Source organism: Paenacidovorax caeni (assembly GCF_001298675.1).
Lineage (GTDB): Bacteria > Pseudomonadota > Gammaproteobacteria > Burkholderiales > Burkholderiaceae_C > Paenacidovorax > Paenacidovorax caeni.
Map to the genome: position 1 here is coordinate 14499 of NZ_CYIG01000012.1, position 13651 is coordinate 28149.

Below are 13651 nucleotides of genomic sequence, written 5' to 3' on the forward strand. Positions count from 1 at the left end.
AAAACCGGGCCTGCGTGCCTCAGCCCTGCTTTTGCAGCATCTTGATCACGCTGGAGAAATCTTCGCCCCCATGCCCGGCGATGCTGTGCGCCGCGTAGATCGCGCGTGCCAGCCCGCCCAGCGGCGTGGCGGCCTTCACGGCCATGGCGTTTTCCTGTGCCAGGCCCAGGTCCTTGAGCATCAGGTCGGTGCCGAAGCCGCCCGTGTAGCCCTTGCTGGCGGGGGCGTTCTCGTGCACGCCGGGGAAGGGGTTGTACTTCTCCAGTGCCCAGTTGCCACCCGAGCTGCGGCGCATGATCTCGCTCAGCACCTTGGGGTCGAGGCCGTTGGCCACACCGAGGGCGATGGCTTCGCTGGTGCCGGCCATGAGGATGCCGAGCAGCATGTTGTTGCAGATCTTGGCGGTCTGGCCCGCGCCCACGCTGCCGGCGTGGAAGATGTTGGCGCCCATCTTTTCCAGCAGCGGGCGGGCACGCTCCAGATCGGCGTTGCTGCCGCCCACCATGAAGGTCAGGGTGCCGGCAATGGCGCCGCCGGTGCCGCCGGAGACGGGGGCGTCGATGAAGGCAATGCCTGCGGCCTCTGCGGCCTTGGCCACCTTCTGGCTGGTGGCGGCGGCGATGGTCGAGCTGTCGATCACCAGCGCGCCCTTGGCGATGCTGGCCAGCAGGCCGGGCTGGCCGTCGCGGCCGAGGAACAGGCCCTCCACGTGCTGGCTGGCGGGCAGCATGGTGACGACCGCCTCGGCGCCTTGCACGGCGGCTTGCGCGCTGGCCGCGGCCTGGCCGCCTTCGGCGACTACTTTGGCCACGGCGTCCTGGCTCAGGTCGAAGGCCTTGACGCTGTGGCCGGCCTTGACGAGGTTGATGGCCATGGGGGCGCCCATGTTGCCCAGACCGATGAATGCGATTTGCATGGTGTTGTCTCCTGTGGTGTGTGAAAAGGAACTACGGTTTTGATAGCTGCTAGCGCTTGACTGGCAAGCGATAGAGGCGAAAAACACTGATAAAAATCATGCGGCGCGCTCCTTGCGCCGCCGCGGTGTTGCCTTGGCCTGCGGGTTGTAGGCGAGGGCGGTGTCCACCCAGTGCTGCCACTGCACGCGCGTGGCGTAGCCCGCGGGCTCGATCCAGAAGTAGCCGGGCATGCCGCCGCGCGGGTCCAGCGCGCGCACGCCGGGCTGCTCGGCCACGGCGGCGTGCTGCGCAGGCGGCAGGCGCACCAGCAGGTCTTCGCCCTTGACGGCCAGGCACAGCTTGCCGTCCACCATGAAGGCGTGGCAGCCGAACAGTGGCCGCTCCTCCACCGTGGCCTGCGCACCCAGGCGCTCTGCCAGTGCGTTCTGCACGGCGGCGATGAGCTGCAAGGTTTCACTGGCCAGGGGGCGGGCGGGCATGTCAGTCCTTGGCGTAACGGGCCAAAAAATCGTTCAGGGTGCTGGGGTCGTCCTGGCGAAACACCATGCCGCACGCCCGGCACATCTGAAACTGGTTGCCACGCAGCGCGACCCCGTGGGTGGCGCGTAGCCACTTCAGGGGGCGCCCGGTGGGCTGGAACGGGCCGCTGGGTGGCTCGGCGCCCAACTGCAGCGTCAATGCCTCCAGCGCGTCGCTGCCGCACCCCGGGCAGTGCATGAAGCGGGTCTCGGTAAAGAGATGCTGCATGGGGCGGGCCAGGGTGGTGCTTTAACGGATCACGTCGGGTGCGTCGCCGTCGAGCATGCGCCGCCCGATGATGACGCGCATGATCTCGTTCGTGCCTTCCAGAATCTGGTGCACGCGCGCATCGCGCAGCAGGCGCTCCAGCGGGTATTCGCGGATGTAGCCGTAGCCGCCGTGCAACTGCAGCGCTTCGTTCACCACGGTAAAGCCCGCATCGGTGGCGAAGCGCTTGGCCATGGCGCAGTAGGTGCTGGCGTCGGGTGCGCCCGCGTCCAGCTTGCTGGCGGCCAGGCGCACCATCTGGCGTGCGGCGACCAGTTCGGTGGCCATGTCGGCCAGCTTGAACTGCAGCGCCTGGAAGCTGGCCAGGGCTTTGCCAAACTGCTTGCGCTCTTGCATGTAGCGCTGGGCGTGGCCCAGGGCACCTTGGGCGGCGCCGACCGAGCAGGTGGCGATGTTGATGCGCCCGCCGTCCAGGCCCTTCATGGCGATCTTGAAGCCCTCGCCCTCGCGGCCCAGCAGGTGGTTGGCGGGAATGCGCACGTTGTCAAAGCTGATCTGGCGCGTGGGCTGGCTGTTCCAGCCCATTTTTTCTTCTTTCTTGCCGTAGTGGATGCCGGGCAGGTTCGCGGGCACGGCAAAGGCGCTGATGCCGCCTGCGCCCGATTGCGCATCGCCCGTGCGGGCCATGAGCACCAGCACGTCGGTGGACCCGGCACCGCTGATGAAGGCTTTGCTGCCGTTGATCACGTACTCGTGCCCGACCAGTTCGGCGCGGGTCTTGATACTGGCGGCGTCGGAGCCGCTGCCGGGCTCCGTCAGGCAGTAGCTGGCCAGTTTTTGTCCGCTGGTGAGCGGCTCGCCCCATTCGGCGCGCACTTCATCGGTGGCCCAGGTGCCGAGCATCCAGGTCGCCATGTTGTGGATGGTGATGAAGGCGGTGGTACTGGGATCGACGGCGGCCAGCTCCTCGAACACCAGCGTGGCGTCGAGCCGGGGCAGGGCGAGGCCGCCTGCGCTCTCGGGTGCGTACAGGCCGCAAAAACCCAGCTCGCCCGCCTTGGCAATGGCCTCACGCGGGAAGGTGCCCTGGGCGTCCCACTCGGCGGCGTGGGGGGCCAGCTCCGCCTGGGCGAATTGGCGCGCCGTATCGGCAAAGGCGCGCTGGTCTTCGGTCAGTTCAAAGTCCACGGGCGTGTCTCCTGCTTTTGTTCTGCTTTGGTTTTAATAGCTGCCAGCGCTTGCTGGACGGGCGTTATAGGCTGTTTTTATTCACAATATCCTGCACATCACGCGCAACGCATGAAACCGGCGCGGCCCAAGCGCGGGCAGCCGCGCAAGGGCCGCCCCGCCGCGCTGGCTGCGTCCCCCTCCGACGCGAAGCGTCAGAGAGGGGGAAGGCGCGGAGCGACTCAGGGGGTGTTTCACTTCAAGCTGATGGTGGTGTTCACGCCGTGGCTGGCGGTGCTGTCGTCGAACCAGCGCGCCGTCACCGTCTTGGTCTGTGTGTAGAACAGCACCACCTGCTTGCCGTAGGGGCCCAGGTCGCCCAGCTTGGAGGCGCGCGAGCCGGTGAACGAGAACAGCGGCACGGGCACGGGCACGGGCACGTTGATGCCGACCTGGCCGACGTCGATCTCTTCCTGGAACTTGCGTGCCGCGGCGCCCGACTGCGTGAACACGGCAGTGCCGTTGCCGTTGGGGTTGGCGTTGATGAACTCGATGGCTTCGTCCAGCGTCTCGGCGCCCACCACGCACAGCACGGGGCCAAAGATTTCCTGGTCGTAGATGGTCATGCCGGGCTTGACGTCGCTGAAGATCGTCGGGCCCACGAAGTTGCCCTTTTCATAGCCGGGCACGGTGGGCTTGCGGCCGTCCAGTGCCAGCGTGGCGCCTTCGGCCACGCCGCGCTCGATCAGGCCCTCGATGCGCGACAGCGCAGCGCACGAGATCACCGGGCCCACGTCGGTGCCGGGCTCGGTGCCGCCGCTGACCTTCAGGCTCTTGGCCTTGGCCACCAGGTCGGGCAGCCACTGCTGCGCTTCACCCACCAGCATCACCACCGGCAGGGCCATGCAGCGCTGGCCGGCCGCGCCGAACGATGCACCGGCGATGGCGTTGAGCGTCTGCTCCTTGTTGGCGTCGGGCAGCACGACGGCGTGGTTCTTCGCGCCCATCATGCACTGCACGCGCTTGCCGTTGAGGCTGGCGCGGTTGTACACATGCGTGCCCACGCGGGTGGAGCCGACGAAGCTGATGGCCTTGATGTCCGGGTGGTCGCAGATGGCGTTCACGGCGTCTTCGCCGCCATGGATCACGTTCAGCACGCCCGGGGGCACGCCGGCTTCCAGTGCCAGCTCGCACAGGCGCATGGTGACGAGGGGGTCTTGCTCCGAGGGCTTGAGCACGAAGGTATTGCCCGTGGCGATGGCCATGGGGAACATCCACAGCGGGATCATGGCCGGGAAGTTGAACGGCGTGATACCCGCGCACACGCCCAGCGGCTGTAGCACGGTGTAGGTGTCCACACCATTGGCCACGTTGTTGGCCAGTTCGCCCAGTTGCAGGTTGCCGATGGCGCTGGCGTGCTCCACCACTTCGAGGCCACGGAACACGTCGCCTTCGGCGTCGGGCAGGGTCTTGCCCTGCTCGGCGGTCAGGATGGCGGCCAGTTCCTTCATGTTTTCGCGGATGAGCTGCTGCAGCTTCAGGAAGATGCGTGCGCGCGCACCGATGGGCGTCTTCTTCCAGGTCTTGAAGGCTTCCTTGGCGTTGGCCACGGCGGCGTTGATCTCATCGGGCGTGGCGAAGGGCACGCGTGCCAGCACTTCTTGCGTGGCGGGGTTGACCACGTCGCGCCACTGGGTGGTCTTGGATTCGACGAACTGGCCGTTGATCAGCAGCTTGACGGTAGGAATGGTTGCGCCCATGGTGCGTGTCTCCTTGATGGGTGGTTAAAACAATCGGGGGCCATGGTATGTGTGCGAAATTCATCATGCAATAGCTAAACTTGCACCTTGGCTTTGCAAATTTGCACATTGAGGTATGCATGGACTGGGACCACCTGCGCTACTTTCTCGAACTCGCCCGTGCCAGCACCCTGGCTGCCGCTGCGCGCCGCCTGGGCGTGGAGCACACCACCGTGGCGCGGCGCATCCAGGCGCTGGAAAAACAGCTGGGCACCCCGCTGTTCGCGCGCGAGGCGGCGGGCCACCGCCTGACCGAGGCGGGCCGCCACCTGCTGCCCGCGGTCGAGGCCATGGAAGCCGCCGCGCTCGGCGTGGAGCGCACCACGCCCGTGGCGGGCGGCGGCCCCTCGGGCCTGGTGCGCGTGGGCGTGACCGAGGGCTTTGGCACGCTGATCCTGGCGCAGCACCTGGCGCAGCTCACGCAGCGCTACCCGCAGCTGTCCATCGATCTGCTGGCGCTGCCGCGCCTGCTGCACCTGTCGCGGCGCGAGGCGGACATCGTCATCTCGCTGGAGCGGCCCAAGCGCGGCGCGGTCATCGTCACCAAGCTGGCCGATTACAGCCTGCACCTGTACGGCCAGCGCGAGTACCTGGCGCGCCGTCCCCTGGTCACGCGCCGCGAGGACCTGCGCCACCACGACTTCATCAGCTACGTGGACGACCTGCTGTTCACCAAGGAGCTGCAGTTCCTTGACCAGCTCTACCCGCCCGAGCGCTTTGCCCTGCGCAGCACCAGCATCACCGCCCAGTACGAGGCCGTGCGCGCCGGCGCTGGCCTGGCGGTGCTGCCCGCCTTCCTGGCCGATCGCGACCCCATCTTGGCGCGCGTGTTGCCGCAGGAGGCCGCGTTCACACGCACCTTTTGGATGAGCATGCCCGCCGAGGCCAAGCATTTGGCGCGCATCCAGGCCGTCTGGTCGTTCTTGAAAGACGTGGGCCAGCGCGAGGCCGCGCTGCTCGTGCCGCCTGCAGCGGGCTGAGGCGCGCGGCCGACTGGCCGCTGGCGACCATTTTGGAATGAAATTCGGCGCAAGTTCTTTCTGGTAAAGAGCCGATAGCTATTGATTGAATAGCATGAAGTGCCGCGCCAGTTCGCCGGCCACCTGCATTGGCAGGCTGCGCAGGTACCAGCGCGTGGGGCCCGTCAGCTGCGGCGGCGCAGCAACACCCCGGCACCCAGGGCCAGCAGGCCGGTCAGCAGCAGGCGGCTCCACTCGCCCAGCGTGGGCACGGCCGTGGTGGTGCTGGCTGCGGGCGTAGCCGTGAAGGTGAAGGTGATGGAGCCGTTGCCGCCACTGGTGCCCGTGCCATCGTTGCCACTACCGCCCGCAATGCCTGCGCTGCCACCGTTGGCAGCAAGCGCATAAAGGGTCGTGGAGCCTGCGGTACTGGGGCCGATGCTCCCCCCGCCGCCCCCACCGCCCCCGCCCCCGCCATTGGTGGCATAACCACCGCCACCGCCACCGCCACCGCCAAAACCGCCACCGCCCCCGCCACCGCCGCCACCGCCAAAGGCGGCGATGCTGCCGTTGCCGCCAGCACCTCCACCGACTCCTCCGCTGCCGCCGCTGCCCGGGCCGCCACCTTTGCCGCCGTAGCTGCTGGTGCCAGCGTAGCCGTCGTCGAGGCCACCGGTGTGGGGGCTGCTGTTGCCACCGCCGCCGTCGATGTTGTCACTGCCACCACCGCCGCCGCCACCACTGTTGTCGGCACCGGTGTAGGCGCCGCCGCTGCCACCAGGGCTTCCACCCGGGCCTCCGCCATTGCCGCCTGCATGCCCATTTTCATTTGCGCCGCCGCCACCGCCACCGCCACCACCACCGGCGATGATCTGCAGGGTAGTACCTGCCGCGACCTGGCTGCTGCCGCCACCGCCGCCGCTACTGCCACCGCCGCTGTTGCCATTGGCAATGATGTCGTCGCCGTGGCCTCCGCCGCCACCGACAAAAAAATTCAACATGGTCATGGGGGTCACTGGGTAGTTGCTCACGGTGACCTTGGCACCCGCGCCACCAGCTCCGCCTGCACCGGTGTAAGCCATACCACCACCGCCCCCGCCGCCACCGCCGCCACCAATGACCACGACCGTCATGCGCGTGACGCCCGCAGGCACCTCGCAAGCGTCGGCTGCGCCTGTGTAGGTGTAGGTGTGGCCACTATCACAAAGGGCAGCCTGGGCTGCGCCGGCGCCAAGGGCCAGGCTCAGCAGAGCGAGACGGGGAAGGTTGTGCATTTTCAGAAGTCTTAAGTTTTCAAGGAAGGAATGGGGGCACCTGCGCTTTGCAGCACGTTGGGTTGGCGTGGGGCTTGAGGGGTGGCGGAGTGGCTGACCGAGCGGCGCGCGCCGCGGGTCGGCAAGGGGCGGCAGCCGTTCCACGGCTGTACTCGCGGTCGGCATGCCAAGCCCGCATGTTACATAAAGTCAATTTTGTAAACGCCATGCCGGAGGTGCGTCATGGGCTTGGTGCGCGTGGGCGCCACAGCAGGCTTTGGCACGCTCATCTTGGCGCCGTACCTGGCGCGGCTGACGCAGAAGCACCCGCACCTGTCCATCGACCTGCTGGCGCTGCCGCGCATGCTGCACCTGAGCCGGCGCGAGGCGGACATCGTCATCTCGCTGGAGCGGCCCAAGCGCGGCTCGGTCATCGTCACCAAGCTGGCCGACTACACGCTGCGCCTGTACGGCCAGCGCGAGTACCTGGCCCGCCGCCCCCTGGTGGCCACGCGCGAGGACCTGCGTCACCACGCCTTCATCAGCTATGTGGACGACCTGCTGTTCACCAAGGAGCTGCAGTTCATCGACCAGCTCTACCCGCCAGAGCGCTTTGCACTGCGCAGCACCAGCGTAAGCGCGCAGTACGAGGCCGTGCGTGCGGGCGCGGGCCTGGCGGTGCTGCCCGCCTTCCTGGCCGACCGCGACCCCATCCTGGCGCGCGTGCTGCCGCAGGAGGCGCGCTTCACCCGCACCTTTTGGATGAGCATGCCCGGCGAGGCCAAGCACCTGGCGCGCATGCAGGCCGTGTGGGGGTTTCTCAAGGAGGTGGGCCAGCAGGAGGCCGGGCGGCTGATGCCGGGGTGAGGGTGCGGCCTCTATTACAGTGCACGGCTTTGCCGACGGCTGCTGAAGTGCAACGCCTCCCCTGGGCCGCTGCGCAGCGCCCTGGAAATCCGCAATGAAAACTGAAACGCTGTTGATCTTTCTGCCCGCCTGCTTCGCTTTGAACATGGCGCCGGGGCCGAACAACCTGTTGTCGGTGTCGAACGCCACGCGCCATGGCTTTGGCGTAGCCTGCCTGGCCGGGGCAGGGCGTTTGCTGGCCTTCGCCGCAATGATCGCCATCGCTGCCACCGGGCTGGCGGTGGTGCTGCAGGCGTCCGAGGCGCTGTTCCTGGCCATCAAGGTCGCGGGCGCGTTCTACCTGTTCTACCTCGCGCTGCAGCTGTGGCGCACCGCGCCTGCCGAGGCCCAGGCACCCGTGGCCTGCCGCCGCACGCGCTGGGGCCTGGTGCGGCAGGAGTTTTGGGTGGCGGCGGGCAACCCCAAGGCGATTCTGATCTTCACGGCTTTCCTACCGCAGTTCATCGACGCCACGGCACCCGCCATGGCGCAGTTCGCCGAGCTGGGCGCGTGGTTCCTGCTGCTGGAGTGGGTGGCGATCGCGGCCTACGCCGCCATCGGCAGCCACCTGCGCCGCTGGTTTGCCGCACCCCGGCGGCGCCAGTGGTTCAACCGCGTGTGCGCCGCGCTGCTGGGCACTGCGGGCGTCGGCTTGCTGGCCGCGCGGCGCTCTGCCGGTGGGGGGTGACCCCGCGTCGGTTCAAGCAAATTCCTCGACGCGTCTGTCTTGGTGTGGCATTGCGCCAGGCGGGCACCGCCGCGTGCGGCTTTTTGCTGCCTTGCCTGAAAGGGGGCTTTCCACAAGTGGCATGTGCGGCGTTGCCAAAGCGGGCTGGGCCACCGGACAGGTTGCGCCTTGCACCAGCCGCCTTGGTCGGGCAAGGGACACTATGAAAAGGCCGTGAAGACGTTCCTATTTTGATAGCTGCTTGCGCTTTTCTGGAAAGGGTTTGAGGCCGATTTGACTTGTATTTTGTGCGCGCTGGGGATCGTTTGTCGGTACGCATTTCAGGGTTTTCCCTTGGTTTATGCTCGCCCTCTTGCCCGTTTCGTCGGTGTTTGCTGCGGCGCCGCTGCGCGGCCCCGGCTCTTTTGGTCTGGTTGAGACAAAGGTGCCAGGAACGGGCGCCTGTTCATCCCCCCATCCACGAGAGCCTTTGCCATGACCCACAAGGTCCCCTCCGACGCAAGGCGCACGCACGGCCAAGACGACCTGCAGCGCAACCTCACCAACCGCCACATCCAGCTCATCGCCATCGGCGGCGCCATTGGCACGGGCCTGTTCATGGGCTCGGGCAAGACCATCAGCCTGGCCGGGCCGTCCATCGTGTTCGTCTACGCCATCATCGGCGTGATGCTGTTCTTCGTGATGCGCGCCATGGGCGAGTTGCTGCTGTCGAACCTGCAGTACCGCTCGTTCATCGACTTCTCCGACGACCTGCTCGGCCCCTGGGCCGGGTTCTTCACGGGCTGGACCTACTGGTTCTGCTGGATCATCACGGGCATCGCCGACGTGATCGCCATCTCGGCCTACGCGCAGTTCTGGTTTCCTGGCGTGCCGCAATGGGCGCCGGCCATTGCCTGCGTGGGCCTGCTGCTGGCGCTGAACCTGCTCACGGTCAAGCTGTTCGGCGAAATTGAGTTTTGGTTCGCCATGATCAAGATCGTGGCCATCGTCACCCTGGTGGGCACGGGCCTGTACATGGTGACCACGGGCTTTACGGCACCCACGGGGCGCCAGGCCAGCCTGGCCAACCTGTGGAACGACGGCGGTATGTTCCCGCACGGGGCCATGGGCTTCTTCGCCGGGTTCCAGATCGCGGTGTTCGCTTTCGTTGGCATTGAGCTGGTGGGCACCACCGCCGCCGAGGCCAAGGACCCCGAGCGCACGCTGCCGCGTGCCATCAATTCCATTCCGGTGCGCATCATCGTGTTTTATGTGTGCGCGCTGCTGGCCATCATGGCTGTCACGCCCTGGCGCGACGTGGTGCCGCACAAGAGCCCGTTCGTCGAGCTGTTCGTGCTGGCCGGTCTGCCGGCGGCGGCGGGCATCATCAACTTCGTGGTGCTGACCTCGGCGGCCTCTTCGGCCAACAGCGGGGTGTTTTCCACCAGCCGCATGCTCTACGGCCTGGCGCTGAAAGGGGATGCGCCGCAGGCGTTTCACCAGCTGTCGCGTGCCAGCGTGCCTTCGCGCGGGCTGATCTTTTCCTGCGCCTGCCTGCTCGGGGGGGCGTTCCTGATGTGGGTGATTCCCGATCTAGTGCAGGCGTTTACGCTGGTCACCACGGTGTCGGCCATTTTGTTCATGTTTGTGTGGTCGCTGATCTTGCTGTCGTACATCGCCTACCGCCGCCAGCGCCCGGCACTGCACGCAGCCTCGCGCTACAAGATGCCTGGCGGCATCGCCATGTGCTGGACCTGCCTTGCGTTCTTCGTCGGCATTCTGGTACTGCTGACGCTGGAAGCTGATACACGTCAGGCGCTGCTGGCTACACCGGCATGGTTCGTGCTTCTGGCGTTGGCCTACCGGGCGATGCGCCAGCGCCCGGCAAGGTGATGGCAGGGTAGCTACCCACGCGCGGCGGCGCGAAGCACGCTATCCTGGGCACAGGCGAAAGCAGGGCGAAGACCAACCGGGAGTGGTTCACGGCATGGGCGCGAAGGCATCTTCTTTAATCAGATCCTGGATACCGGGCCTGGCGGTGGCGCTGGTGGGCCTGGCGCTGACCTATGCGCTGGTCCAGCAGCAGCGCAGCGCCAGCGAGACCATTGCCAACGTGCGCTTCACTGAAGAGGTGCGCTCGTCGGCCAACGCTATCGAGCAGCGCATCGTCGCCTACACCGAGATCGTCTCGGGCATGCGCGACCTGTTTCTGGTCAATCCGGACCTGGGCTACCGCGATTTCGAGCGTGTCGCGGCCGAGCGTTCGATACGCCAGCGCTATCCCGAGATCCGCAATCTCCACTTCTCCCGCTGGGTGCCCACGCAGGGGTTGCCTGCGTTCACGCAGCGCCTGCGCGCCCAGGGGCGCACGGGTGAGCGCGCCCAGCAGGAGATCCTGAGCCAGCTCACGGACGGGCCCGACCACTACGTCATCGAATACCTCTGGCCCTGGGAGGGCAACGAGCGCATCTGGGGGCTGGACATCAGCTCGCAGCCAACCAACCTGGCGGCCGTGTTGGCAGCGCGTGCTACGGGCCAGCCCGTCGTGTCGGCACCGTTCGAGCTGCTGCAGGAGAAGGAGCAGCGCCAAGGTTTCATCCTGCGCGAGCCCATCTTTGCCGAGGGGACGGGCGCGGGCTTCGTCGGCTCGGTCGGTGTTTCCGTGCGGGTCAGCGCCATGCTCGATGCCATCGCATCAGCGGGTTTCTTCAATGGCGTGGCGCTACGGCTTGAAGATGTGGGCAGCGTGGCCGACAACGCTGCACCCACAACCGCACCCGCGCTGGCGCCGGCGCTGCTGGGCCAGTTCGGCGTCTGGCCCGACACCTCGGCGGCGCGTGAGCTGCGCGTGCTGCAGGTGCACGACCGGCGCTGGCGCCTGACCTTCGTGCCCACGCGCTCCATGCTCTCGGACGTGGAGCGCCAGTTGCCTTGGTGGATGGGCAGCGCGGGCGTGGCGCTGACGCTGCTGCTGGCTGTGCTGGCCAGCCTGCTGGTGCGTGAGCGTGCCCTGGCATTGGGCGAGGCGCAGTCCTCCAACGAAGCCCTGGAGCAGAGCGAGCAGCGTTTTCGCGCGGTGTTCAACCAGGCGGCGGTGGGCGTGTCGCTCACGCGCGTGGATACGGGCCAGATCCTGCGCGTGAACCAGCGCTACTGCGACATCGTCGGCTACAGCGCCGAGGAGCTGCTGCAGCGCGACGTGCAAAGCCTGTGCCATCCCGATGACTATGCCGCCAACGAGGCGCAGCTCAAGCGCCTGGCGGCTGGCGACATCACCGCCTTTCACATGGAAAAGCGCCTGCTGCGCAAGGGGGGCGACGAGGTCTGGGTCGATCTCACGGTTTCGCCCATCTGGCAGCCTGGCGAGGCGCCGGTCTACAACGTCAGCGTGATCCAGGACATCACGGGGCGCCGCCGCATGCAGGAGCAGTTGCGCGAAAGCGAGCGCAACTTGCGCGACATCCTCGACCACTTGCCCGTGGGCGTGCTGCTGGTGCAAGGGGGCGAGCGCATCGTGTTCCGCAACCGCAGTTTCGTGCAGATCACCGGTTACACCGAGCAAGACGTGGACGGCACGCAGCATTGGTGGGAGCGTGCCTACCCAGACGCGCAGTTGCGCGAACGCACGCGCCGCCATTGGGATGCACTGTGCGACGCGGCGCGCCAGGGCGACGGCAGCATCCGCGCGGGCGAGTACGACATCACCTGCCGCGATGGGCAGCACCGCATCGTGGACATCTCCGGCGTGCTGCTTGGGGCGGATCACCTGGTGATTTTTGAGGACTTGAGCGAGCGCAAGGCCGCCGAGGAAGAGGCTACCTACCTGGCCTATTACGACCCCCTGACCGGCCTGCCCAACCGGCGCATGCTGCTCGACCAGGTGCGCCAGGCCATGGCGACCAGCGCCCAGACCGGGCGCTGCGGCGCGCTGCTCATGCTCGATCTGGACCACTTCAAGACCATCAACGAAACGCGCGGCCACGACTGGGGCGACATGCTGCTGCGCCAGGTGGCGGAGCGCCTGCGTGCCTGCACGCACGAGGAGCACACCGTGGCGCGCCATGGCGACGACGAGTTCATGGTGGTGCTGGAATCGCTGGCGGACAACGCGGCAGACGCCGCCGTGCAAGCGCAGGAGGTGGCGCAGCGCATCCAGGCGGCGCTGCGCGCGCCCTACATGCTTGGTGGCGAGCCCTGGCATGCCACCGTAAGCATGGGCGCGGCCATTTTCCAGGGGCTGGGCGAGAGCGTGGATGACCTGCTCAAGCGCGCCGACCTGGCCATGTACCAGGCCAAGGCGGCGGGGCGCGATACGCTGCAGTTCTACGACCCGCGCATCCAGGCTGTGGTGCACGCCCGCGCCGCGCTGGAGCTGGACATGCGCGCGGGCCTGGAGCAAGGCCAGTTCGAGCTGTTTTACCAGGCGCAGATGGACCACGGCCGCATCACCGGCTGCGAGTGCCTGCTGCGCTGGCGCCACCCGCGCGACGGCTTCGTCTCGCCCGCCGCCTTCGTGCCGCTGGCCGAGGAAACCGGCCTGATCCTGCCGCTGGGCGAATGGGTGCTGCAGGCGGCCTGCCGCCAGCTCGCCGCCTGGGCGCGGCAGCCCGCGCTGGCGCACCTGACGCTGGCCGTCAACGTCAGCCCGCGCCAGTTCCACCAGGCGGCGTTCGTGTCGCAGGTGCTGGCGGCGCTGGCGGGCTCGGGCGCCGACGCGCGCCATCTCAAGCTGGAGCTGACCGAGGGGCTGCTGCTGCAGGACGTGGAGGACACCATCGCCAAGATGGTGCAGCTCAAGGGCTACGGCGTGGGCTTCTCGCTCGACGACTTCGGCACCGGCTACTCGTCGCTGTCGTACCTCAAGCGCCTGCCGCTGGACCAGCTCAAGATCGACCAGGGCTTCGTGCGCGACGTGCTCACCGACCCCAACGACGCCACCATCGCCCGCACCATCGTCGCGCTGGGCACCAGCCTGGGCCTGCACGTCATCGCCGAGGGCGTGGAGACCGAGGCGCAGCGCGAATTCCTCGCGCGCAGCGACTGCCACGCCTGGCAGGGCTACCTGCTGAGCCGCCCGCTGCCCGTGGCCGAGTTCGAGGCGCTGGTGCTGCGCCAGGAGGCCGACGGCCAAAGCTCCTGAAAGAATAGCTGCCAGCGCTTTCCTGCAAAGGGCTAGCGCCTGATTTTTGCCTGAATGTCAAAACCCGCATGGGGGCCGTGCGCGCGGGGCGGTCAC

Annotated in this window: 10 protein-coding genes and 1 pseudogene; 5 read left to right on the forward strand and 6 right to left on the reverse strand. The window is 67.4% G+C overall.

What is annotated here, in order from left to right:
- Window positions 1-19: 19 nt before the first annotated feature.
- The 5 genes from mmsB to BN2503_RS07195 form a co-directional block, all read right to left on the reverse strand.
- Entirely contained in the window at window positions 20-916 is an 897-nt protein-coding gene (mmsB, locus tag BN2503_RS07175; protein ID WP_054255975.1) for a 3-hydroxyisobutyrate dehydrogenase, read from the reverse strand.
- 96 nt (window positions 917-1012) lie between these two features.
- The gene (locus BN2503_RS07180) at window positions 1013-1396 is read right to left on the reverse strand and encodes a TfoX/Sxy family protein (RefSeq protein WP_054255976.1); all 384 of its coding nucleotides are present in this window, start codon (window positions 1394-1396) and stop codon (window positions 1013-1015) included.
- Between the two features lies 1 nt (window position 1397).
- Complete coding sequence (locus BN2503_RS07185; protein ID WP_054255977.1) at window positions 1398-1664, reverse strand: hypothetical protein; 267 nt, start codon at window positions 1662-1664, stop codon at window positions 1398-1400.
- Window positions 1665-1685: 21 nt separating this feature from the next.
- The gene (locus tag BN2503_RS07190) at window positions 1686-2852 is read right to left on the reverse strand and encodes an acyl-CoA dehydrogenase family protein (protein ID WP_054255978.1); all 1167 of its coding nucleotides are present in this window, start codon (window positions 2850-2852) and stop codon (window positions 1686-1688) included.
- Between the two features lie 233 nt (window positions 2853-3085).
- Window positions 3086-4591: a CoA-acylating methylmalonate-semialdehyde dehydrogenase gene (locus tag BN2503_RS07195; RefSeq protein WP_054255979.1), complete on the reverse strand. Its 1506-nt coding sequence runs from the start codon at window positions 4589-4591 to the stop codon at window positions 3086-3088.
- Between the two features lie 119 nt (window positions 4592-4710).
- Between BN2503_RS07195 and BN2503_RS07200 the strand changes: the two genes are divergently transcribed.
- Entirely contained in the window at window positions 4711-5610 is a 900-nt protein-coding gene (locus BN2503_RS07200; protein ID WP_054255980.1) for a LysR family transcriptional regulator, read from the forward strand.
- A 164-nt stretch (window positions 5611-5774) separates the two neighbouring features.
- On the opposite strand, the gene BN2503_RS21230 is transcribed toward BN2503_RS07200, so the two are convergent.
- Window positions 5775-6863: an IPTL-CTERM sorting domain-containing protein gene (locus tag BN2503_RS21230; protein WP_054255981.1), complete on the reverse strand. Its 1089-nt coding sequence runs from the start codon at window positions 6861-6863 to the stop codon at window positions 5775-5777.
- A 225-nt stretch (window positions 6864-7088) separates the two neighbouring features.
- Here BN2503_RS21230 and BN2503_RS07210 point away from each other — a divergent pair.
- The 4 genes and pseudogenes from BN2503_RS07210 to BN2503_RS07225 form a co-directional block, all read left to right on the forward strand.
- Window positions 7089-7709 (forward strand): annotated as a pseudogene (locus BN2503_RS07210) (LysR substrate-binding domain-containing protein); the annotation flags it as partial.
- A gap of 94 nt (window positions 7710-7803) precedes the next feature.
- Window positions 7804-8436 carry a LysE family translocator gene (locus BN2503_RS07215; protein WP_054255982.1) on the forward strand — a complete coding sequence of 211 codons (633 nt, stop codon included), beginning with the start codon at window positions 7804-7806 and terminating at the stop codon, window positions 8434-8436.
- A gap of 474 nt (window positions 8437-8910) precedes the next feature.
- Window positions 8911-10308 (forward strand): D-serine/D-alanine/glycine transporter, encoded by a 1398-nt coding sequence (cycA, locus tag BN2503_RS07220; protein ID WP_054255983.1) that lies wholly within the window; start codon window positions 8911-8913, stop codon window positions 10306-10308.
- Between the two features lie 94 nt (window positions 10309-10402).
- The gene (locus tag BN2503_RS07225) at window positions 10403-13555 is read left to right on the forward strand and encodes a bifunctional diguanylate cyclase/phosphodiesterase (protein WP_054255984.1); all 3153 of its coding nucleotides are present in this window, start codon (window positions 10403-10405) and stop codon (window positions 13553-13555) included.
- Window positions 13556-13651 lie beyond the last annotated feature (96 nt).